Source organism: Psychroserpens mesophilus, from assembly GCF_050617655.1.
Taxonomy (GTDB): Bacteria; Bacteroidota; Bacteroidia; order Flavobacteriales; family Flavobacteriaceae; genus Psychroserpens; species Psychroserpens mesophilus_A.
Map to the genome: position 1 here is coordinate 604646 of NZ_JBODQC010000001.1, position 20232 is coordinate 624877.

The following is a 20232-nucleotide window of genomic DNA, read 5'->3' on the forward strand; positions in this document are numbered from 1 at the left end:
GATTTAGAAAAAAAATGTACATTTACAATATGTCTAAAATTCATTATTTTTTACTCTTGGCTTGTGTGCTTTTTTTCTTCGGAAATAGCCATGCTCAAGATGTATCTATTCAACAAAACCAAACTGCTTTGATACAACCACCTTATTTAAAAACTGGAGATACTGTAGCGATTGTTGCGCCTGCTGGAATATTAAAAAACAGAACCGATGAAGTAGAACAAGCTGTGGCTTTATTGAAAAGTTGGGATTTGAATGTTGTTGTTGGTAAACATGTGTTTAATCAGACAAATCATTTTGCAGGAACTGATGATGAGCGTTGTGAGGATTTTCAAAATGCATTAGACGATCCGAAAATTAGAGCAATATGGTGTGCAAGAGGCGGTTACGGAACTGTTAGGATTTTGGATAAATTAGATTACACAAAATTCAAAGCACATCCGAAATGGATTATTGGTTACAGTGATATTACAGCCTTGCATAATCAAATTCATAATGAAGGTTATCAATCTATTCATGCATTAATGTGTGTTAGCCTGACTGAGGATTTAGATGAGATCAAAGAAACGATAGCGACATTTAAATCGACTATTTTTGGAAATCCAGTGAACTATGTTTTAGAGGGTTCAGATTATAATAGAATAGGAGTTGCAAATGGACCATTAGTAGGTGGAAATCTAACCATGCTTCATACCATGTTAGGGTCTAAAACCAGTATCGATATGACAGGAAAAATCTTGTTTATTGAAGAAATAGGTGAGTACAAATACCATATTGACAGGATGCTTCAAAGTTTAAAGCGAGCAGGTTATTTTGAACATTGTAAAGGTGTGCTTGTTGGTGATATGACCAAACTCAGAAAAAACACCACGCTTTGGGGAACTTCTGTTGAACAACTCATTTTAGATGCTTTAGCAGATTATGATTTTCCTGTTGCATTCAACATGCCAGCAGGTCATGAAGACGACAATCGAGCTATGGTTTTAGGAAGAATGATTCAGTTAAAGGTGGAGAAAGGTAAATCAACATTAGTATTCGAATAAAAAGTCTTTTTGGTTTGTATTCATTTTCTTGCTGCACAAAAGATCTCCAAGGCTAAAATAAAGTGTCAAAAAAGTGTAAAATAAATGTGAACAGGTTCTATATCACTCATATTTACTATTTATTTGTAGTGTTTATGAAAAGATACGCTTATATAGTTTTAACGATTTCAATACTCTTTGCTTATTCGTCATGTAAGAAAGACGATTCACATTCTGAAATCGCCAAGATTGCACTAAGAGATATTGGAAACCGTCTGCTATTGTCTCATAAGGATTCTACATCTTTAATTTTACCTGTAATTAAAGTCGATTCCGAAAAGTATGCGTTATCTTTTCAAAATAAACTTTCTATAGAACCCGATAGCCTTGTCTTTTTTATAAAGGAGAGCATTAATAAAGCTCAACTGCCTGAGCATTATCTTGTTGAGGTCATTCGATGTAATGATAAAGAAGTCGCTTATAGTTATGAGATGAAATATAAAGAAGAAGAACGTATTATACCTTGTGCTGGAAGAATTTTGCCACTTCATTGCTATACCATTCAAATCGGATTTAAAACAAATAAAAAACAGTCTTCACTTATTTATCTTTGGTTAATTATTCCACTGCTTATGATTTTAGGGTTTCTATACAACCAAAAAATGAAAACAACTACAACCCAAGTTGATTCTATATATTATAAGATTGGAAATTATAAATTTGATAAAGACCAAAGTAAATTGCTTTATGTAGAAAAGGAAATAGCGTTATCAAAAAAGGAATGTGAACTGCTTGAGATTTTATGTGATAACCTTAATGATGTTGTTAAAAGAGATGAATTGTCAAAACGAGTTTGGGAAGATCATGGTGTTTTTGTAGGTCGAAGTTTAGACACGTATATATCAAAATTGAGAAAAAAATTAAAAGAGGATTCATCAATAAAAATCACGAATGTTCATGGCGTTGGTTATAAATTGGAAGTTTCCAAGATATAAAATGAAGACATGGTATGGCAAATCATAACGACTTAGGAAAGAAAGGAGAAGATTTAGCAGTTGCATTTCTACTGAAGAATGGTTACAAAATTTTTGAACGTAACTATACATTTCAAAAAGCAGAAGTTGATATTATTGCTCAAAAGAAAGATGTGCTTGCTATTGTTGAGGTAAAAACACGCTCTACTAATGTTTTTGGAAATCCGCAAGACTTCTTAAAGCCGAAGCAAATTCAAAGAATTGTAAAAGCGGTCGATAATTATATAACATCCAATCGGTTAGATGTTGAGGTTCGTTTTGATATTATTGCTATTGTGAAACACGGAAATCAATTTGATATTGAACATTTAGAAAATGCGTATTACCACTTTTGAATTACTTGTAGAAATTCATTTCATCTAAATACTCCCAAACATGTTCAGGAAGCATAGGTCTTACATTTTTACCTCGTTTAATAGACTTTCTAATAAATGTGGAAGATAGTTCCATTATTGGTGCGTCAATTTTATGAATTTTACTATGGTTATCAAACTGTGTTTCTATCTTACCTTCAGAAATTCTTGGATACACATAAATATCATGACTGTCTAAAATAAGTTCATAGTTTTTCCACTTGTGAAAACTCTTCAGATTATCTTCGCCCATAATGAGTGCAAATTCAAAATCAGGATATTTTTCTTTCAAATATGTAAGTGTATTAATGGTGTAATTGGGCTGCGGTAAACTAAACTCAATATCACTTGGCTCTAATTTGGTATAATCTTCGGTAGCACGATATACCATTTCATAACGCTGACGGTTATCTAACAACGAACTCTTCTTCTTAAACGGACTGTGAGGTGTGACTACAAACCAGATTTTATCTAAATCGCTGTATTCTGCTAAATGGTTTGCAATGGTAAGATGCCCAACATGAATTGGATTAAACGTTCCAAAATACAATCCAATTTTCATACATTATGAATTAATGAAATTTGACACAAGGTTATAAGCATCATCCAAAGCTTTATCGAGATCTTTGTTAAGAACAATTTCATCAAATAATGGTGCAGTTGCTAGTTCGGCAGGTGCTTTTGCAACACGCATGCTGATTTTTTCAGGACTTTCCTCACCACGTTCTTTGAGTCGGATAATCAGTTCGTTTAAATCTGGCGGTTTTACAAAAACAGCTAAAGTTTCTTCAGGAAATTTTTTCTTAATTCTTAATCCACCAGACACATCAATATCAAAAATAACATTTTTACCTTTTCCCCATATACGTTCAATTTCAGTTTTTAAAGTTCCGTAAAAATTATCGCGATACACTTCTTCCCATTCTAAAAACTCATCATTTTTGATTCTGTTTTTAAAGTCTTTGATGTCTAAAAAGTAGTAATCTTTACCGTGAATTTCCTCACCACGTTTTTCTCTGGATGTAGCTGAAATAGAAAACTCCAGATTAAGTTCCTTTTGTTTGAGTAAATGTCTTACAATTGTGGTTTTTCCAGAACCAGAAGGTGCTGAAAACACGATTAACTTTCCTCTATTCTTATTCTTTATTTCTGACACTAAATGTATGCTTTAATTTTACTACCCACTAACTAATTAGAGAACGTTCAATAACTGTTCCTTAATTTTTTCAAGCTCATCTTTCATTTGCACCACAAGTTTTTGCATTGGTGCAAAATTAGATTTTGAACCAATCGTATTGATTTCCCGTCCCATTTCCTGAGAGATAAAACCAAGTTTTTTACCATTGGAATCATCAGATTTTAATGCCTTTTGAAAGTAGTCTAAATGATTTTTTAATCGTACCTTTTCTTCAGTGATATCAAACTTTTCAATGTAATACACGAGTTCCTGCTCGAAACGATTTTCGTCAACTTTTTCTTTAATTTCAGAAATCCCTTTGTTAAGGCGCTCACGAACACCATCAATACGTTCAGGATCCATTTCAATGACCTCATCTAATAACTCTGAAATATTTTGCACACGAGTGATAAATTCATCTTCAAGACTTTTGCCTTCATCAATTCTATATTGTTGTATTTTTTCTAAGCTACTGTCAATTTCTTCCGCAATTTGAGACCATTCATCTTCATCAATTTCATCGCGTTCGGTAGTGACAGCATCTGGAAGACGGATGGCTATTTTTAATAATTCGGTTTCATCACCATCTACAACATCTTTAAGCTGTTTGATGTATTGTTTTACAACTGTTTTGTTGATTTGTGTTGAGGTCTCTTCACCAGTAATTTCCATATATAATGAAAAATCAACTTTACCTCTTACCAACTTTGAAGCGATGAGTTTTCTAATACTTAGCTCTTTTTCACGATACAATGAAGGCATTCTTGTATTAAGATCTAAATTTTTACTGTTTAGAGATTTTACCTCTATGGATATTTTTTTGGTTGGAAGTTGAATTACAGATTTTCCGTAACCAGTCATTGATTGTATCATATGCGAATTAAAAAAGTTGCACAAAGGTAATGAAAATCAAAACGTTTTAAAGCGGATCGTTTAGGTTTATAAAAAACGATAACTTTGCAGACTTAAAAGTGAAAATATGTACAAAAAAGAATTTGAAATACGATGGAGTGACATAGATGCTAATGGTCATTTAGCAAACTCAGCTTATACAAATTTTATGAGCCATGCTCGTATGGGATTTTTCATGACTTATGGCTTTTCAATGAAAGACCTATCAAGTTTTAGTATTGGTCCAGTGGTGTTTTATGAGCATACGTATTATTATAAAGAATCTTTTATAGGAAAACCAATTACGGTTACTGTTGAAGTTTCAGGCTTAAGTGAAGATGGTATGTTTTTCAAGTTTGAACACAATTTATATGATGATAAAGGAAGACACTTAGCGTCAAGTGATATGTTAGGTGCTTGGATAGATTTAAATTCAAGAAAATTAACAGTCTTACCTGAACTTTTATTAAAACGATCTGAAGCTTTTCCGAAGACAAAGCACTTTAAACTTTTAACCAAGGAAGACACCAGAGTACCAGGAAAAAGCCCAAAAAATTTAAGCTAAGACTTTGGGTTTTTTAGTAACGAGATACACTCCTGAAAAAATGAGAATCATTGCTCCTAATTTAATAGGACTTACAGCATCAACTCCCATTATGATGGCAAATAGTCCAGCGATTACAGGTTGTAAATAAATAAATGTTCCAACAGTAGATGCTTTTAAAGAATGCAATGCAAGAGGATTTAAAAGATAGGTTCCAAATGTGGCTCCTACAATAACAAATAGCACTGAAAACCAGATGTAAGGTGTAAACGTATGCCATTGAATTTCTAATGTTTCTTGATATCCAAAAGGTAAGGTGAGAATAACACCAAATAAAAACAGCCATTTTATAAAGGTAAATGGATGGTATTTGGCAGTTAATCTTTTAATGATAATCACATAGATACTGTAAGAAATAGCATTTATAAAAATGCATAAATTACCCAAAGCTACATTATCTCCAACCCTTGTAGATTTCCCTAAAGCGGTAAGTAAGACACCTCCGGAAAACGCCAGAATAATCCCAAAAACTTTTAATTTGGTTAATTTTTCATCAAGAAAGAAAATAGATAAAACCAATATGATTACTGGAGTAATTGTCATAATTACTGAAGCATGAATTGGTGTTGTTAACTCTAAACCTTTTAAAAATAAAAGCATGTTAATGCATACACCAAAAAGTGCAGCAAAAAATATGGTCACAAAATCTTTTTTATCAATTTTCTCTTTTTTAAAAAAAAAGCTAAAAAGCCAGAATAGAATGGTTGCTCCCACAACTCTTAAAAGTACAAATGCAAAAGACTGAACAAAGCCTTCATTAATAACAGACTTGGCATAAGTGTAATTTAGTCCATATAAAAGTTGAACTAAAAAAACGGCTAGGAGAGCAAATTTTCTACTATTCATCGGCATGGATAAAAGCTTTTGCAGCCTCTACAGTTTTAGCACTGTTTCCAATAAATATTTGGTCATCAACAACAATAACAGGACGTTTTAAAAATGTGTAATGGTCTAAAATGTAGTGTTTATAATCAGCTTCACTTAAGTTTTGATCTTTTAATCCCATTTCTTTGTAAAGTTTGGCACGTTTACTAAATAAGGCTTCATAACTACCTGCTAATTTAGCGAGTTGCTCAATCTGTTTTACTGTAATATCTTCAGATTTTATATCTTGAAAAACGAAATCATTAGGGAAGTCTAATCCTTTTATAATTCGGTCACAAGTATTGCAGGTTTTGAGATGATACACTTTTTTCATGGTTGTAAAATGCTCTAAGTTGATGGTTTAATTCGTGCAAGGTACTTAGATTTAAAAAGAAAATTAGTTACTTTTAAAAAAAAAATCAAAGCTCATGGATTATTATGCTATTGCATCTGTTTTAATTGTTCTTTCAGCTCTTTTTGGCTACATCAATGCTAAGTTTTTAAAGCTGCCAATAACAATAGGCTTAATGCTTATTACTATTGTGTTTACAATAGTTGTTGTTGCTATAGGACAATTTGATGATACCTTATTATTGAGAGAAAAAGAGCTTATTTCTCAAATAGATTTTAAAACAGTATTGCTTGATATTATGCTAAGTTTTCTGCTTTTTGCAGGTGCTTTGCACACCAATTTTAACCAACTTAAAATTCAACGTTGGCCAGTTTTTGTATTTGCGACTCTGGGTGTTTTGGTATCAACTTTTTTAGTGGGAACTCTAACCTTCTTTTTACTTAAAATATTAGGTCTGGATGTGGCTTTTATATATTGTTTGTTATTTGGAGCTTTAATATCTCCAACCGACCCTATTGCAGTTTTGGGAATCTTAAAAAAGGCAGGAGCACCTAAAAAATTAGAAACTAAAATAGTTGGAGAATCTTTATTTAATGATGGAGTAGGTGTCGTCGTTTTTTTAACCATTTTTGCTATTGCGGCAAAACCTGATGCAGCAATTGAATTTGGCGAAATAGCTAAGTTGTTTGGACAGGAAGTTTTAGGAGGAATAGGTCTCGGACTTATTTTAGGATACATCACCTATAAGTTGCTTAAGTCTATTGATGATTACGAAGTTGAAGTTATCATTACCATTGCTACAGTTATGGGAGGAAGTTTATTGGCACATCACTGGCATTTATCGGCACCTCTTGCAATGGTTACTGCTGGACTTATTGTTGGTAATGATACCGTTAGAAAAAGTTCAATGTCTCAAATTACGGAAATGTATGTCGATAAATTCTGGGAATTGTTAGATGTACTACTTAATACCATACTATTTGTAATGATTGGGATGGAAATGCTCGTACTTACGTTTAGTTTCGAATATATATTAGCAGGTTTAATAGCAGTGCCTCTTGTGTTATTGAGTAGGTATGTGTCTTTATGGATGCCTATTAAGTTCTTTGATAAAAAATTAGAATTCGTAAAACATACCAATTTAATAATGACTTGGGGAGGACTACGAGGAGGTATTTCTATTGCATTGGCTTTAAGTCTTACTCAAGATATGCACAGAGAATTATTTTTAGTAGTTACTTACATTATTGTGGTGTTTTCAATTATTGGACAAGGTTTAACGGTTGAACCTATTATTAAACGATTATCTAGAGGTGCTGATTAATTAATGTTTAAAAACGAGCTAATCTCTTCAAACGAAATCGTAAATTCTATAATGCCTTGGGAATAAGACGCAATTTCGTAAGGGTTATATAAAACGATAAGTCCTTCGTCACTAAAGCCAATGCTTTCAGGTAATTGAAAATCCTTTCCGAAGAAAAAGTTTTCCATAGATTCACCTGAATCTGACTTAACATGATTTTTAAGGGTATTTTCAATTATTTCTGAAAGCGCCTGTACATCAGTTATAAGGTCTGCTTTAGAATATAATTTGCCTGTTTGCGAATCAAAATTGAAGAATTTTATATTCGTATTTCCATGTGCTCCACCAGTATCTAAATACGTATTTATAGCAATGCATATCACCTCAGGAGAACGATAAGTAACTTCACCATCAATAAAGGCTTCCCATTTTTGAGGGCTGTCGGGAAAGTCGTTTTTAAAGTTATTAAACTCAGTATTGAAACGCTTAACAGCATCTTCAATTGTAAGATTGGTTAATGAATCTTCACTCAAGTTCGTTTGACTTATAATGTAATTTTGGATGGTACTGTTTATGAGTTCTGAAGCGTCTTTGTTGCCTGTCGCTTTTGGAAAGTTTATAGATATGTCTGCATCTTCAGAGGTTTCTATATTTGCTTCTGAAAATTCAATTTTAACGTCTTCTTTACAAGAAAAAAAGAAACTTAAAATAATAATATAAAGGAGGTGTTTTTTCAAAGTTTTATTCAATTTGTTAAACATTCAATAAAGGTATTACATACAATTGAATACAACGAATTAAAGATTAAATTTGTTGCACACAGTATAGAGTTAAAACGATTTTAGTTTCATGACGACCTAATATTTTCATAAAAATAAGACCTATGAAGTTTAATACAAAAACAATACATGGAGGACAAAAACATGATCCAGCTTATGGAAGTGTAATGCCTCCAATTTATCAAACATCTACTTACGCGCAATCGACTCCAGGAGGTCATAAAGGTTATGAGTATTCAAGAACTCATAATCCAACCAGAAATGCTCTGGAAAATGCGTTTGCCAGTATTGAAAATGGAAATCATGGATTAGCTTTTGCTTCTGGATTAGCTGCAATTGATGCCGTAATTAAATTGTTAGAGCCAGGAGATGAGGTGATTTCTACCAATGATTTGTATGGAGGTTCTTATAGGTTGTTTACTAGTATCTTCAAGAAATTTGGTGTCAAATTTCATTTTGTAGGCATGAAGAATGCATCAAATATTGAAAATTATATCAATATAAAGACAAAACTCATTTGGGTGGAAACGCCTACAAATCCAATGATGAATATTATTGATATTAAAGCTACGGTTACAATTGCTAAAAAGCATAATATTTTGCTGGCAGTTGACAATACGTTCGCAACACCATATTTACAAAGACCTTTAGACTTAGGAGCAGATATTGTTATGCATTCTGCCACAAAGTATTTAGGAGGACATAGTGATTTGGTAATGGGAGCTTTAATTGTTAAAGATAAAGATCTGGCAAATCGTTTGTATTTTATTCAAAATGCTAGTGGTGCAGTTTGTGGACCTCAGGATAGTTTTTTAGCTTTAAGAGGCATAAAAACACTGCATCTAAGAATGCAACGTCATTGCGAAAATGGAAGAGCTGTAGCAGAATTTTTAGCACAACATCCAAAAATTGAAAAGGTATACTGGCCTGGTTTCGAAAATCATCCAAATCACGATGTTGCTAAAGACCAAATGGATGATTTTGGAGGTATGGTATCTTTTACCACTAAAGAGAATAGTTATCAGGAAGCGATAAAAATTGTAGAAAATCTAAAGGTATTTACTTTAGCAGAATCATTGGGAGGAGTGGAGTCTTTAGCAGGTCATCCAGCAAGCATGACACATGCAAGTATTCCTAAGCAGGAAAGAGAGAAAACAGGTGTTGTAGAGTCTCTAATCAGGCTTAGTGTTGGTATTGAAGATGAAGAAGATTTAATTGCAGATTTAAAACAAGCAATAGGATAATAAGATAAGTTTCTAACAAAAAAGACCAAGTGAAAACTTGGTCTTTTTTGTTATTAGTTATTTCTAGTTTAATCTAAATAGTAAATGTACCCAAAGTTTAACCAAACTAACCAGTCATTAGCTTTGTTTGAAGGTAAATTATGGTCTAAACCATCAACTCTATCATTAAAAAAATATTGCCATCTTAAATCAATCATCAAATCAGACAATACTGTTAATTTGTAACGTGTACCAATACTTCCAACGACAGACCAGGCTGTGCCACTTTCATTAAATAAAAATGGATCTTCATTAACGTTAGGGTCTGCAGCACCTTCCCAACCTCCGAAAAAATTATTCGCATTATTGATGTTGCCGTCACCAAAAGTAGTTTCCACAGAAGGGTTGAAAGAGGTAAAATGAACTCCTAAGCTCACAAATGGCGCAAAGGAATATCCAAACGATTGAAATGACCTAATACTTTTAGGAAAAAATTCTATTTGCGTACCAATATCAAAGTTGTTAGCAATACCAGAATGTTGTCGTAATTTTTCGTACTCTAGATTCGTAGATGCACGATCTACCCACTCTCCAAAATGGTTCAATGTTGTTTTGTTCCAGGAAATCTCATTTCTAAGTTTAAAATGATCATTAAAGAATGTGTCAGTGGAATAACAGTTACAATCTGCTCTGTATGCAAAGTTAATGTAATGAACAATACCAATACCAATACCAGTGTTTCCAGAGTTCGTTTCGAAATCATTGCGGACACCAAAATCAGATTGAAAAGCTACAGGACCAGCAATAACACCTATTTCATGTGAAAAGCCGAGTTGAGCATACACTACATTCATACCCATCATAAAAACGAATACAAATGTTAATTGTTTAAAATTAAGCGTCATAGAGTTCTAATTACCAAGGGCATATTTGTTAACAAATATATAAAAACTGGCCTAACTACCAAACAAAAGTAGTTCCTCATGCAATTTTTAGACTGGATTATATTTTTTTTGCCAATTTTACTACTGAGAATATCAAAAAAAATATTCGTAAATTTTAAAGATAATGTATCTTTGTGTTACAAAAAACAACATTGATTATTAATAATTTAATAGATGAAAGATAAAATTGAAGCTTTTTTAAATCTTGTTACAGAAAAAAATGGTCATGAAACCGAATTCTTACAAGCAGTGCACGAAGTTGCCGAGACCGTAATTCCTTTTATTGAAGAAAATCCTAAATATCAGGGAAAAATGCTATTAGAGCGTATGGTAGAACCAGAGCGTACCATTATTTTTAGAGTGCCTTGGATAGATGATCAAGGAAATACACAAGTAAATAGAGGTTTTAGGGTTGAATTCAACTCAGCTATTGGACCATATAAAGGCGGATTACGTTTTCATCCATCAGTAAATTTGAGTATTCTTAAATTTTTAGGATTTGAACAAGTTTTCAAAAATTCACTTACTACACTTCCAATGGGAGGAGGTAAAGGTGGCTCAGATTTTAATCCAAAAGGAAAGAGTGATAATGAGGTGATGCGTTTTTGTCAGTCATTTATGACAGAATTATTCAGACATATTGGAGCAAATACAGATGTTCCAGCTGGTGATATTGGTGTTGGTGGAAGAGAAATAGGGTACATGTTTGGACAATATAAAAGATTGCAAAATGAGTTTACCGGAATCTTAACAGGAAAAGGTATGTCTTATGGAGGTTCGTTAATACGACCTGAAGCAACTGGTTACGGTTGTGTTTATTTTGCACAGAATATGCTAAAAACTAAAGGTGATTCTGTAGATGGAAAATCAGTTGTCATTTCTGGATCTGGAAATGTGGCTCAATATGCTTGTGAAAAAGTGACACAATTGGGAGGAAAAGTAGTTACGATGTCTGACTCTGGTGGTTACATACATGATGCAGATGGAATAGATGCCGATAAATTAGCATTTATCATGAACCTGAAGAATGTTAAGAGAGGAAGAATTAGCGAATACGTTAACGAGTATTCATCTGCTTCATACCATGAAGGAAAAAGACCTTGGTCTGTAAATTGTGATATAGCATTACCATGTGCTACTCAAAACGAATTAAATGGAGAAGAAGCTCAGGTTTTAATCAATAATAATGTTAAAGTTGTAGCTGAAGGTGCAAATATGCCAACGACACCAGAAGCTATCGAAGCTTTCCAAAAAGCTAAAATTTTATTTTCACCTGGTAAGGCATCAAATGCAGGTGGTGTTGCTACTTCAGGATTAGAAATGAGCCAAAATTCATTACGAATGAACTGGACCAGAGAAGAAGTAGATGCTAAACTTCATAAAATCATGGATGATATTCATCAATCATGTGTGACTTACGGAACAAGACAAGATGGCTATGTAGACTACGTAAAAGGAGCAAATGTTGCTGGTTTTGTGAAAGTTGCTGATGCCATGCTGGCACAAGGTGTTGTTTAGAATAATACATAAAATGTATCTAAAAAAGGTATTCATTTACGAAGACCTTTTTTACTTTATAAATTCAACAGAACAGTACTTAATTCCCGTTCAATAATTTCAAATATAACCACATCTGGTTTTTCTTTATCTATGACTTCAGGTCTAATAGAGTAATTTCTAAAATAGATAGTTTCTCCAAAACTTTCATTAAAAAATTGAATCCAGGCATTCGAAAAAGAATCTCTATGCATGATTAGTTTTTTATTTCTATTTGGGTTTTTAAAATGAAGGTGATGGTGTTCTGTTTTTAAAGGGATGAGTTCTGAACTTATTTTTTTATTTAAGAAAATAGCATTTTCTTCTAGTTTTAAATTAATCATTTCAGTAATGTCACCTCTTTGAATAGGTTTGTAATCAAATGTATAATTAGAAATGTCTTCTTTAGGAAGGTCTAGCTGTAAAGTATTAAGTGTTTTGTGATAAGCTATAAAAGCTCCCAGATCATTCCAGTGAGTATTTGTTTTATAATAAAGTAATTCTTTTCCTTTATTAGCTACAAGTGTGTCTCTCAAATCTAATATTTCAAAATCAATCTCTTTTTTTAAATAGGAATTTAATACTTCTAACCTGGTAGGTTTTTGTTTAATGTGATAGGGTAATTTTTCAGGATAAACCCTGTGTTTGTTTGGAGGTACCACAATATAAAAAGCCACTCCTTTAGAGGTTAACGTATCTATAATACGCTTAAGACTATTTTTGATTTTTATAAGCTCAAATTCTGAAAAAGGATAGCTTCCAAAACCATCATTAAGCAACTGGTTGTATTCGTTTCCTAAAAAATACCAGCCATCTTTTCCTGTGATAACTGTGTTTTTAAGAGGAACATCATCTAAAATGTCTAATTTAAATTTTAAATAGGAATCGACCATTTCAGGTTTAAAGAAAAAATTATTCTTATAAGAATTTTTAAAACGTATAACAGAACCAATTGGATTGTCAATATTAAATGCAGGAAGTTTATTTCTGTCATCAGAAAATAAAATAGCGTTTGGTACAATTAAAAGAACCAAAAACAGGATGCAAAACAGTAATTTTATTTGTCTGTCGTATTTCAAAATCTAAAATAAATAAAAGGATTATAAGAGTCTACTGATATATAAATACAGCTTACTATAAATATTAAAATTAAACAAGAATATTTTGATATTGTATAAAGACTTGGGTTACTGCTAAGTCTTGACATAATAAATTGATTTGCTTTTCTGGGTAATTGGGTTGAGAATATGATGGCTAAAATGAGAACTATAAAGGTTTCTTTTGAAAAATAAAAATATAAAAACTCTGTATTAGTTTGCGTTTCAAAAGAAAACATTGCTTTTATGAAATTTGCAGCATCTGTTATTGTTTCACTTCTAAAAAACACCCAAGAAATTGAAACGATAAAGAGAACATAGAGATGAGCTATTATTTTTGGACATTTATTTAGAGTTTGATTAAAACTAATTCGTTCAACTATTATAAAAAAACCGTGCATTAATCCCCAAACAATAAATGTCCAGTTGGCACCATGCCATAGGCCTGTTATAAAAAACACGATAATAAGATTAATATATGTTCTTGCGTTGCTTTTTCTGTTTCCACCTAAAGAAATATAGAGGTAATCTCTAAACCAATGCGATAAGGTGATATGCCAACGTCTCCAGAACTCTCGGATTGATTTTGAAATGTATGGGTAATTAAAATTTTCTGGGAAATTAAAACCTAACATTTTTCCAAGACCAATAGCCATATCAGAATAACCTGAAAAGTCAAAATATATTTGAAAACTATAAGCAATTACACCCAGCCAGCCAATTAATGAAGACATTTCATCACTAGGCATGCTAAAAACACCATCTGCCAAAAAAGCGCAGTTATTGGCAATTATCATTTTTTTTGCTAGACCAATAATAAAACGCTCAACACCTTCAGTAAACAGTGAGACTGTAGTTTTACGACTTTTAAGTTCTAATTGTATGTCCTTGTATCTAACTATTGGACCAGCTATTAATTGTGGGAACAGCGTGACATAGGTAGCAAAATTTATAAAATTTCTATCTGCTTTTATATGACCTCTATAGACATCAATGGTATAAGACATAGTTTGGAATGTATAAAAACTAATTCCAAGAGGTAAGACAACATTAGAGAATCTGGTAGCATTTTCGACACTGATATCAAAGTTACTAAGAAAAGCAACTAAATTAGTAAATGCAAAATCAGCATATTTAAAGTAAATTAGAATCCCTATATTAAAAAGCATTGATAAGAATAACCCTGTTTTTTTTTTGCCAGTTTCAATTATTAATGCAGAAAAGAAATCTACAATAGCCGAAAGGATAATAAGTTGTACAAGTTTATATTCTCCCCAACTGTAAAATGCTAAACTCATTAAAAGGAGAAAAATATTTTTGAATTTCCTAGGAATAAGATAATAGACTAATAAAGTTGTAGGTAGAAATAAGAACAGGAAAATAGGACTGCTAAATAACATTTCTTAATTTAATACGAAAGTCGAATATACAATAAAATATGTTATTTTTGGTTAATATTAAAGCCTCTCAAAGCACTATTTTAATGAAGCCCATTCCGCAATTAAGAGTTATTTTATTTTTAATAATTACCAGTCCAGTTTTTGGTCAAGATTTTTCTAGTTTGTGGGAAGGCCATTTTTCTTACCTCAATATCACAGGATTATCAAGTAGTGAGGATGTCTTATATGCAGCTTCAGAAAATGCTGTCTTTACTTTTGATTACAATACTAATGAAATTGATAAAATAAGTACAATTGAAGGTTTGTCTGGAGGTAGTATATCCAGTGTGCATCATAGTGAAGATAATAATCTATTAATTATTGGTTATAATACTGGTTTAATCGATATTGTATTAAGCGATAATGAGGTATTAACGGTAATCGATATTTTGAATAAAGTGACCATACCTCCAGATAAAAAAAATATCAATCATTTTTATGAACATGAAGGGTTACTTTATATTTCTACAGATTATGGGATATCTGTATATGATTTAGAGCGACTTGAATTTGGAGATACTTATTTTATAGGTTCAGGTGGTTCACAAATAACCGTAAATCAAACCACTATCTATAATGGATTTGTTTATGCAGCTTGTAGTAACGGCAATGGTATCAAGCAAGCAGACCTGTTAAACCCAAACCTTATCGATTTTAATCAATGGAATACGATAAGAAGCGGTGATTTTAAGGCTATTGAACATGTTGATAATAAAATTTACGCGATTGCATTTAATAGAGCTGTTTTTGATGTTCTTGTAGATCCTTTTGTTCAAATATTTCAATATCCTTTACTGCCAAATGATATGAGAAGTATAGGTTCAGACCTAATTGTTACTACTGAAGATGCGGTTTATGTTTATGACAGTTTATTTAATCTTATAGCTACTGTTAATAATGATGCGGCATTAGGTATTCGGTTTATTGCCAGTACTATAAATAATCAAGGTGATATATTTATTGGGACTTCAGGTATTGTCAATGATGGTAAACCTGGTCGAGGAGTATTAAAAACATCGTTTAGTAACACAAGTGCTTTTGATGAGATTTATCCAGAAGGACCACTAAATAATAACGTGTTTTCAATTAAAACACCTCCAAATGAAATCTGGGCTGTTTTTGGTGGATACTCAAGAACCTTTAATTTTGATGGAGGTATAAGACGAGCAGGAGTTAGTCATTATAAAAATGAAGAATGGATAAACACACCATATGATAGTATTGCCTCTGTTATTGAAAACCCATTATTTCTATCTAATATAGCTATTAACCCTTTTGATAACAATCAAGTGTTCATTGGGTCATATTGGTCTGGATTAATCGAGTTTAATAATGAGGTACCAACGACACTCTATAATCAGGCGAATAGTACTTTGACGCCTTTTGCAGGTAATTTTAAACTTATAACGTCATCAGTATTTGATAGAAATGGTGTTTTATGGGTTCTGAATGCTCGTAATCCTCGTCCTTTAAATAAGTTTGAAAATGGAGAGTGGACCTCCTATGATTTTACATCAATTATTCCTGTACCTCCATTCAATACTAATCTTGGGTTTACAACATTAGTTGTTGATAATCAAGATAATAAGTTTGCAGGTTCATTTTCTTTTGGAGTTGTTGGTTTTAATGAAAATGGAGAAGGAGATGAGTTGATAAGTTTTTTAAGTGGAGAAGAGAATAACATGCCCTCTATTTATGTTAAAGCATTAGCAATCGATAATAATGGCCAACTTTGGATTGGAACTGAAGAAGGATTAAGAATACTCTTTAATCCAGCTAATTTTTTTGACAATCCAGTCATCAATAATATAGTGATTTTAGAAGAAGGCATTCCTAAAGAATTACTTTCTAATCAGTTAATTACAACAATTGCTGTTGATGGTTCAAACAATAAATGGGTTGGGACCTCAGATTCTGGATTATTTTATTTTTCTCCAGACGGACAGCAAACAATTTTTCAGTTCACTAAAGACAATTCACCCTTACCAACTAATAATATAAATGAAGTATCCATAGATCCATCTACAGGAAAAGTTTATATCGCAACATCTAATGGTCTGCTTTCATTCTCATCTGGAGGAACTAAACCTGAAGAAACTCTAGAAGAAGCGTTTGTTTATCCAAACCCTGTTAGACCAGAATATAATATTCTCGGATCTAATAACTTAAATGATATTAATAACGGAGTTAAAATCTCTAACATTACAGAGAATGTAAATATTAAAATAACAGATATTGAAGGCAATCTTGTTGCAGAAGCACAATCTGGTATTAATCAAAGATCATCCAGTACGAATTACAATTTTGCAATTGATGGAGGAACGGCTATTTGGAATGGAAAAAATATGGCAAATAACATCGTGGCTACTGGTGTTTACCTTATTTTTATTTCTGATTTAGATTCTTTTGAAACCAAAATATTAAAATTACTTATTGTAAGGTAATATTACTGCATATTTACGATGCTCATAAAAAACAAAGCTATTGTTATTTCTAAAGTTAGATATCGCGATAATGATCTTATTGTGACATGTTTTACCAAGCAAAAAGGTTTAGTTTCCTATTTAGTTCGTGGTGCCCTAAAAAGTAGTAAAAAGTCATCTAAAGCAGTATACTTTCAATTATTGTCTCAACTTCAAATAGAAGAAAATTCTAAGGTAAATCAAAAACTGCAATATATTCAAGAGGTCAAAAGTGATTATATATACAAAAGCATCCACACTAATGTTTTTAAGAGTTCTATAGCTATGTTTTTGGCAGAAATTTTAGCTACTGTGTTAAAAGAGGAGGAGCAAAACCTTCAACTCTATGAATATCTTGAAGTTACGTTTAAATGGTTAGACTATCAAGAAGAATTTTCAAACTTTCACTTATTGTTTTTACTAAACTTAACTCAATATTTAGGGTTCTATCCTGAAACAACAACTATCGATGCTCCGTATTTTAACCTTTCAAATGGATTGTTTGAAACTCAAAGCTCAAATACATACTCCGTTTCAGGAGAAAATTTAATACTTTTAAAACGGTTGTTAGGCATAAATTTTGATGAGTTAAATACAATTAAGATTAATTCAAAACAAAGACAATCTTTTTTAAATTTAGTATTGTTGTATTTTGAATTACATTTGGGCAGTTTTAAAAAACCTAAATCTCTGCAAGTATTTAATCAAGTATTCAATTGAAAATATCCTTACTTTTTATGAAGTTAATTAAAACACTAGTAATTTGTTTATGTCTTGTTTTTAGCACCAATGCTCAGGAGATCAAAGTGCTTGACCAGGAGACTCAAATGCCTGTTGTGGGAGTTACTATTTATAATTCTAATAAAGATAAATCCGTTATTACAGATATAGATGGGAAAGCTGTATTAGACCAGTTTGATACTAATGAAATACTATTTTTTCAAAGCATCCTCTACATTAAGCATACTACTAAAAAGTCGTCTATATTGAAAAACAATAATATTGTTTTGTTAAAACCTAATGTAGAAGGTTTAGATCAGGTTGTGGTTTCTGCCTCTAAGTTTGAGCAAAGTAAACGTGATATCCCTCAAACAATAGTAAATATAAATTCTGCGGATATTCAGTTTGTAAATCCTCAAACCAGTGCAGATGTGCTTGAAGGAACAGGGAATGTGTATATTCAGAAAAGTCAATTAGGAGGAGGAAGTCCAATTATAAGAGGATTTTCTACTAATAGACTTTTAATTACAGTTGATGGAGTTAGAATGAATAATGCCATATTTAGAAGTGGTAACTTACAAAATGTCATTTCCATTGATCCGTTTACAATTCAAAACACAGAGATTACTTTAGGTGCAGGTTCGGTTGTCTATGGTAGTGATGCCATTGGTGGTGTTATGAGTTTTTATACTCAAAAACCACAATTATCTTATAAAGATTCTTTGTATTTTAGTGCAAATGCTATAGCAAGATATGCTTCGGCAAACAAAGAAAAAACGGGACATTTAGATTTTAATTTTGGTCTAAAAAAATGGGCATTCTTAAGTAGTATAAGTTATACCGATTTTGATGATTTGAGAATGGGAAAATATGGTCCTGATGATTATTTGAGACCAGAATATGCAGAAACCATTAACGGCTTAGATGTTATTGTGCAAAATGATAACCCAAGAGTTCAGGTACCTACAGGCTATGATCAGATTAATTTTTTGCAAAAAGTAAGGTATGAACCGAAAGAAAATTTGAGTTTTGATTTGGGATTGTATTATACTTCTACTTCTTCCTATTCAAGATATGATAGATTAATAAGATATAGAGGAGATGAATTGCGTTCTGCAGAATGGAGTTATGGGCCACAACGCTGGTTTATGGGTAATTTTCAGGTTACTAAATTAAGTAGTAGTTCTAATTTGTATGATAAAATTCAGGCAACTCTCGCTTACCAGAATTTTCAAGAAAGTAGATTTGATCGTGATTTTCAATCGATTTTAAGAAACGTTAGGGAAGAGGCTGTAGATGCTTATTCTTTAAATGTAGATTTTGAAAAACAGTTGAGTCGTAAAAGCGAGCTTTTTTACGGCTTAGAATACGTTTATAATAAAGTCAAATCAATAGGTTCAACTGAAAATATCTTAACAAATGAATCTACCTTAACGGTATCAAGATATCCTAATGGTTCAGATTGGCAATCAGTGGCAGCTTACGCGAGTTATAAATATAAGCCTAATCCAAACTTTGTATTTCAATCTGGCTTAAGGTATAATTATGTTGTTGCTAATGCAGATTTTACTGAAAATAATACTTTTTTAAATTTGCCTTTTGATGACGCAAACATTGATACTGGTGCTTTAACTGGAACAGCTGGAATCAGCTGGATTCCAAGTGAAATGATACAATGGAAATTAAACGCATCAACCGCATTCAGAGCGCCAAATATTGATGATATAGGCAAAGTTTTTGATTCTGAACCAGGTTCTGTGGTGGTGCCTAATCCTAATTTAAAAGCTGAATATGCTTATGGAGCAGAACTAGGCTTAAAGCTTAATTTTGATAACATATGTATTGTAGATCTGGCAACTTACTATACCTTTTTAGATAATGCATTAGTACGAAGTGATTTTACTGTAGATGGAGATTCTCAAATTGTATATGATGGTGAATTAAGTAACGTTCAAGCCATACAAAATGCCTCACAAGAGCGTATTTATGGTTTTGAAGCAGGCATTAAAGTGAATGTGTCTAAAGATTTGAAGCTGGTTTCCCAGTACAATATTATAGGAGGTACTCAAGAAGATAATGGTTATGAACTTCCTGTAAGACATGTCGCGCCAAACTTTGGAAATACACATTTTGTTTGGCAGAATGATAAATTCCAAATTGATGCGTTTGCAGAGTATAATAATGAATTGTCTTTTCAGCAATTAGCCCCTTCTGAACAATCTAAAGATTATATTTACGCATTAGATGCTAGCGGTAATCCTTATGCGCCTTCATGGTATACTCTTAATTTAAGAACCCAATACCAAGTGTCTAAAGCGGTAACTATTACAGCTGCATTAGAAAATATTACAGATCAACGATACTTAACCTATTCTTCAGGTATAACTGCTCCAGGCAGAAATCTGATCGTGTCTTTGAAATATAGCTTATAATTT

The 20232-nt window shown here is 32.1% G+C and carries 19 protein-coding genes; 10 read left to right on the forward strand and 9 right to left on the reverse strand.

Translation table 11 applies throughout. From position 1 onward, the window contains the following. Positions 1-29 precede the first annotated feature (29 nt). The 3 genes from ACRHNM_RS02600 to ACRHNM_RS02610 all read left to right on the forward strand — a co-directional run bounded on the left by ACRHNM_RS02600 (position 30) and on the right by ACRHNM_RS02610 (position 2388). On the forward strand, positions 30-1040 hold the full coding sequence (locus ACRHNM_RS02600) for a S66 peptidase family protein (protein WP_431133352.1): 1011 nt from the start codon (positions 30-32) through the stop codon (positions 1038-1040). 134 nt (positions 1041-1174) lie between these two features. Continuing rightward, on the forward strand, positions 1175-2014 hold the full coding sequence (locus ACRHNM_RS02605; RefSeq protein ID WP_431133354.1) for a winged helix-turn-helix domain-containing protein: 840 nt from the start codon (positions 1175-1177) through the stop codon (positions 2012-2014). A gap of 14 nt (positions 2015-2028) precedes the next feature. Beyond that, complete coding sequence (locus tag ACRHNM_RS02610; RefSeq protein WP_431133356.1) at positions 2029-2388, forward strand: YraN family protein; 360 nt, start codon at positions 2029-2031, stop codon at positions 2386-2388. A gap of 1 nt (position 2389) precedes the next feature. Here ACRHNM_RS02610 and nadD read toward each other — a convergent pair whose 3' ends face one another. The 3 genes from nadD to ACRHNM_RS02625 are packed head-to-tail and all read right to left on the reverse strand — an operon-like array spanning position 2390 to position 4456. Next, entirely contained in the window at positions 2390-2968 is a 579-nt protein-coding gene (gene nadD, locus ACRHNM_RS02615) for a nicotinate (nicotinamide) nucleotide adenylyltransferase (RefSeq protein ID WP_431133358.1), read from the reverse strand. Between the two features lie 3 nt (positions 2969-2971). Then, positions 2972-3562 (reverse strand): guanylate kinase, encoded by a 591-nt coding sequence (gmk, locus tag ACRHNM_RS02620; protein ID WP_431133360.1) that lies wholly within the window; start codon positions 3560-3562, stop codon positions 2972-2974. A gap of 36 nt (positions 3563-3598) precedes the next feature. Then, positions 3599-4456 (reverse strand): YicC/YloC family endoribonuclease, encoded by an 858-nt coding sequence (locus ACRHNM_RS02625; protein WP_431133362.1) that lies wholly within the window; start codon positions 4454-4456, stop codon positions 3599-3601. A 106-nt stretch (positions 4457-4562) separates the two neighbouring features. Here ACRHNM_RS02625 and ACRHNM_RS02630 point away from each other — a divergent pair, with 106 nt between their 5' ends. Beyond that, positions 4563-5039 (forward strand): acyl-CoA thioesterase, encoded by a 477-nt coding sequence (locus ACRHNM_RS02630; protein WP_431133363.1) that lies wholly within the window; start codon positions 4563-4565, stop codon positions 5037-5039. Here ACRHNM_RS02630 and ACRHNM_RS02635 read toward each other — a convergent pair. Both ACRHNM_RS02635 and ACRHNM_RS02640 read right to left on the reverse strand, forming a co-directional pair. After that, positions 5031-5924: a DMT family transporter gene (locus ACRHNM_RS02635; protein WP_431133365.1), complete on the reverse strand. Its 894-nt coding sequence runs from the start codon at positions 5922-5924 to the stop codon at positions 5031-5033. The two genes, ACRHNM_RS02630 and ACRHNM_RS02635, sit on opposite strands and share 9 nt — an antisense overlap. Then, positions 5917-6276: an arsenate reductase family protein gene (locus tag ACRHNM_RS02640; protein ID WP_431133367.1), complete on the reverse strand. Its 360-nt coding sequence runs from the start codon at positions 6274-6276 to the stop codon at positions 5917-5919. Before ACRHNM_RS02640 ends, ACRHNM_RS02635 begins: the two co-directional genes overlap by 8 nt. 94 nt (positions 6277-6370) lie before the next feature. On the opposite strand from ACRHNM_RS02640, the gene ACRHNM_RS02645 reads away from it, so the two are divergent. Beyond that, positions 6371-7618 carry a cation:proton antiporter gene (locus tag ACRHNM_RS02645; RefSeq protein ID WP_431133369.1) on the forward strand — a complete coding sequence of 416 codons (1248 nt, stop codon included), beginning with the start codon at positions 6371-6373 and terminating at the stop codon, positions 7616-7618. Here ACRHNM_RS02645 and ACRHNM_RS02650 read toward each other — a convergent pair. Further along, the gene (locus ACRHNM_RS02650; RefSeq protein WP_431133371.1) at positions 7615-8334 is read right to left on the reverse strand and encodes a DUF3298 and DUF4163 domain-containing protein; all 720 of its coding nucleotides are present in this window, start codon (positions 8332-8334) and stop codon (positions 7615-7617) included. The genes ACRHNM_RS02645 and ACRHNM_RS02650 overlap by 4 nt on opposite strands. A 146-nt stretch (positions 8335-8480) precedes the next feature. Here ACRHNM_RS02650 and ACRHNM_RS02655 point away from each other — a divergent pair, with 146 nt between their 5' ends. Beyond that, positions 8481-9620 carry a cystathionine gamma-synthase gene (locus ACRHNM_RS02655; protein ID WP_431133373.1) on the forward strand — a complete coding sequence of 380 codons (1140 nt, stop codon included), beginning with the start codon at positions 8481-8483 and terminating at the stop codon, positions 9618-9620. A 68-nt stretch (positions 9621-9688) separates the two neighbouring features. Here ACRHNM_RS02655 and ACRHNM_RS02660 read toward each other — a convergent pair whose 3' ends face one another. Beyond that, positions 9689-10504, reverse strand: a complete 816-nt coding sequence (locus ACRHNM_RS02660) for a THC0290_0291 family protein (RefSeq protein WP_431133375.1) — start codon at positions 10502-10504, stop codon at positions 9689-9691. A 213-nt stretch (positions 10505-10717) separates the two neighbouring features. Here ACRHNM_RS02660 and gdhA point away from each other — a divergent pair, with 213 nt between their 5' ends. Continuing rightward, on the forward strand, positions 10718-12061 hold the full coding sequence (gene gdhA / locus ACRHNM_RS02665) for an NADP-specific glutamate dehydrogenase (RefSeq protein WP_431133377.1): 1344 nt from the start codon (positions 10718-10720) through the stop codon (positions 12059-12061). Between the two features lie 56 nt (positions 12062-12117). Here gdhA and ACRHNM_RS02670 read toward each other — a convergent pair whose 3' ends face one another. Then, positions 12118-13158, reverse strand: coding sequence for an alginate O-acetyltransferase AlgX-related protein (locus ACRHNM_RS02670; RefSeq protein ID WP_431133379.1), 1041 nt, complete (start codon positions 13156-13158; stop codon positions 12118-12120). Further along, entirely contained in the window at positions 13155-14474 is a 1320-nt protein-coding gene (locus ACRHNM_RS02675; protein ID WP_431133381.1) for an MBOAT family O-acyltransferase, read from the reverse strand. Before ACRHNM_RS02675 ends, ACRHNM_RS02670 begins: the two co-directional genes overlap by 4 nt. A 149-nt stretch (positions 14475-14623) precedes the next feature. Here ACRHNM_RS02675 and ACRHNM_RS02680 point away from each other — a divergent pair, with 149 nt between their 5' ends. From ACRHNM_RS02680 to ACRHNM_RS02690, 3 genes are read left to right on the forward strand one after another with little or no spacing between them, the layout of a single operon-like run. Next, on the forward strand, positions 14624-17059 hold the full coding sequence (locus ACRHNM_RS02680) for a two-component regulator propeller domain-containing protein (protein WP_431133383.1): 2436 nt from the start codon (positions 14624-14626) through the stop codon (positions 17057-17059). Between the two features lie 18 nt (positions 17060-17077). Further along, positions 17078-17797, forward strand: a complete 720-nt coding sequence (gene recO / locus ACRHNM_RS02685; protein WP_431133385.1) for a DNA repair protein RecO — start codon at positions 17078-17080, stop codon at positions 17795-17797. Positions 17798-17814: 17 nt separating this feature from the next. Then, entirely contained in the window at positions 17815-20229 is a 2415-nt protein-coding gene (locus ACRHNM_RS02690) for a TonB-dependent receptor (protein WP_431133387.1), read from the forward strand. Positions 20230-20232 lie beyond the last annotated feature (3 nt).

What these genes read in the sequence shown, in the direction of transcription:
- ACRHNM_RS02600 (WP_431133352.1), top strand. Translation starts at nt 30, where the DNA reads ATGTCTAAAATTCATTATTTTTTACTCTTGGCTTGTGTGCTTTTTTTC.
- ACRHNM_RS02605 (WP_431133354.1), top strand. Translation starts at nt 1,175, where the DNA reads ATGAAAAGATACGCTTATATAGTTTTAACGATTTCAATACTCTTTGCT.
- ACRHNM_RS02610 (WP_431133356.1), top strand. Translation starts at nt 2,029, where the DNA reads ATGGCAAATCATAACGACTTAGGAAAGAAAGGAGAAGATTTAGCAGTT.
- nadD (WP_431133358.1), bottom strand. Translation starts at nt 2,968, where the DNA reads ATGAAAATTGGATTGTATTTTGGAACGTTTAATCCAATTCATGTTGGG.
- ACRHNM_RS02625 (WP_431133362.1), bottom strand. Translation starts at nt 4,456, where the DNA reads ATGATACAATCAATGACTGGTTACGGAAAATCTGTAATTCAACTTCCA.
- ACRHNM_RS02630 (WP_431133363.1), top strand. Translation starts at nt 4,563, where the DNA reads ATGTACAAAAAAGAATTTGAAATACGATGGAGTGACATAGATGCTAAT.
- ACRHNM_RS02635 (WP_431133365.1), bottom strand. Translation starts at nt 5,924, where the DNA reads ATGAATAGTAGAAAATTTGCTCTCCTAGCCGTTTTTTTAGTTCAACTT.
- ACRHNM_RS02640 (WP_431133367.1), bottom strand. Translation starts at nt 6,276, where the DNA reads ATGAAAAAAGTGTATCATCTCAAAACCTGCAATACTTGTGACCGAATT.
- ACRHNM_RS02645 (WP_431133369.1), top strand. Translation starts at nt 6,371, where the DNA reads ATGGATTATTATGCTATTGCATCTGTTTTAATTGTTCTTTCAGCTCTT.
- ACRHNM_RS02655 (WP_431133373.1), top strand. Translation starts at nt 8,481, where the DNA reads ATGAAGTTTAATACAAAAACAATACATGGAGGACAAAAACATGATCCA.
- ACRHNM_RS02660 (WP_431133375.1), bottom strand. Translation starts at nt 10,504, where the DNA reads ATGACGCTTAATTTTAAACAATTAACATTTGTATTCGTTTTTATGATG.
- gdhA (WP_431133377.1), top strand. Translation starts at nt 10,718, where the DNA reads ATGAAAGATAAAATTGAAGCTTTTTTAAATCTTGTTACAGAAAAAAAT.
- ACRHNM_RS02675 (WP_431133381.1), bottom strand. Translation starts at nt 14,474, where the DNA reads ATGAGTTTAGCATTTTACAGTTGGGGAGAATATAAACTTGTACAACTT.
- recO (WP_431133385.1), top strand. Translation starts at nt 17,078, where the DNA reads ATGCTCATAAAAAACAAAGCTATTGTTATTTCTAAAGTTAGATATCGC.
- ACRHNM_RS02690 (WP_431133387.1), top strand. Translation starts at nt 17,815, where the DNA reads ATGAAGTTAATTAAAACACTAGTAATTTGTTTATGTCTTGTTTTTAGC.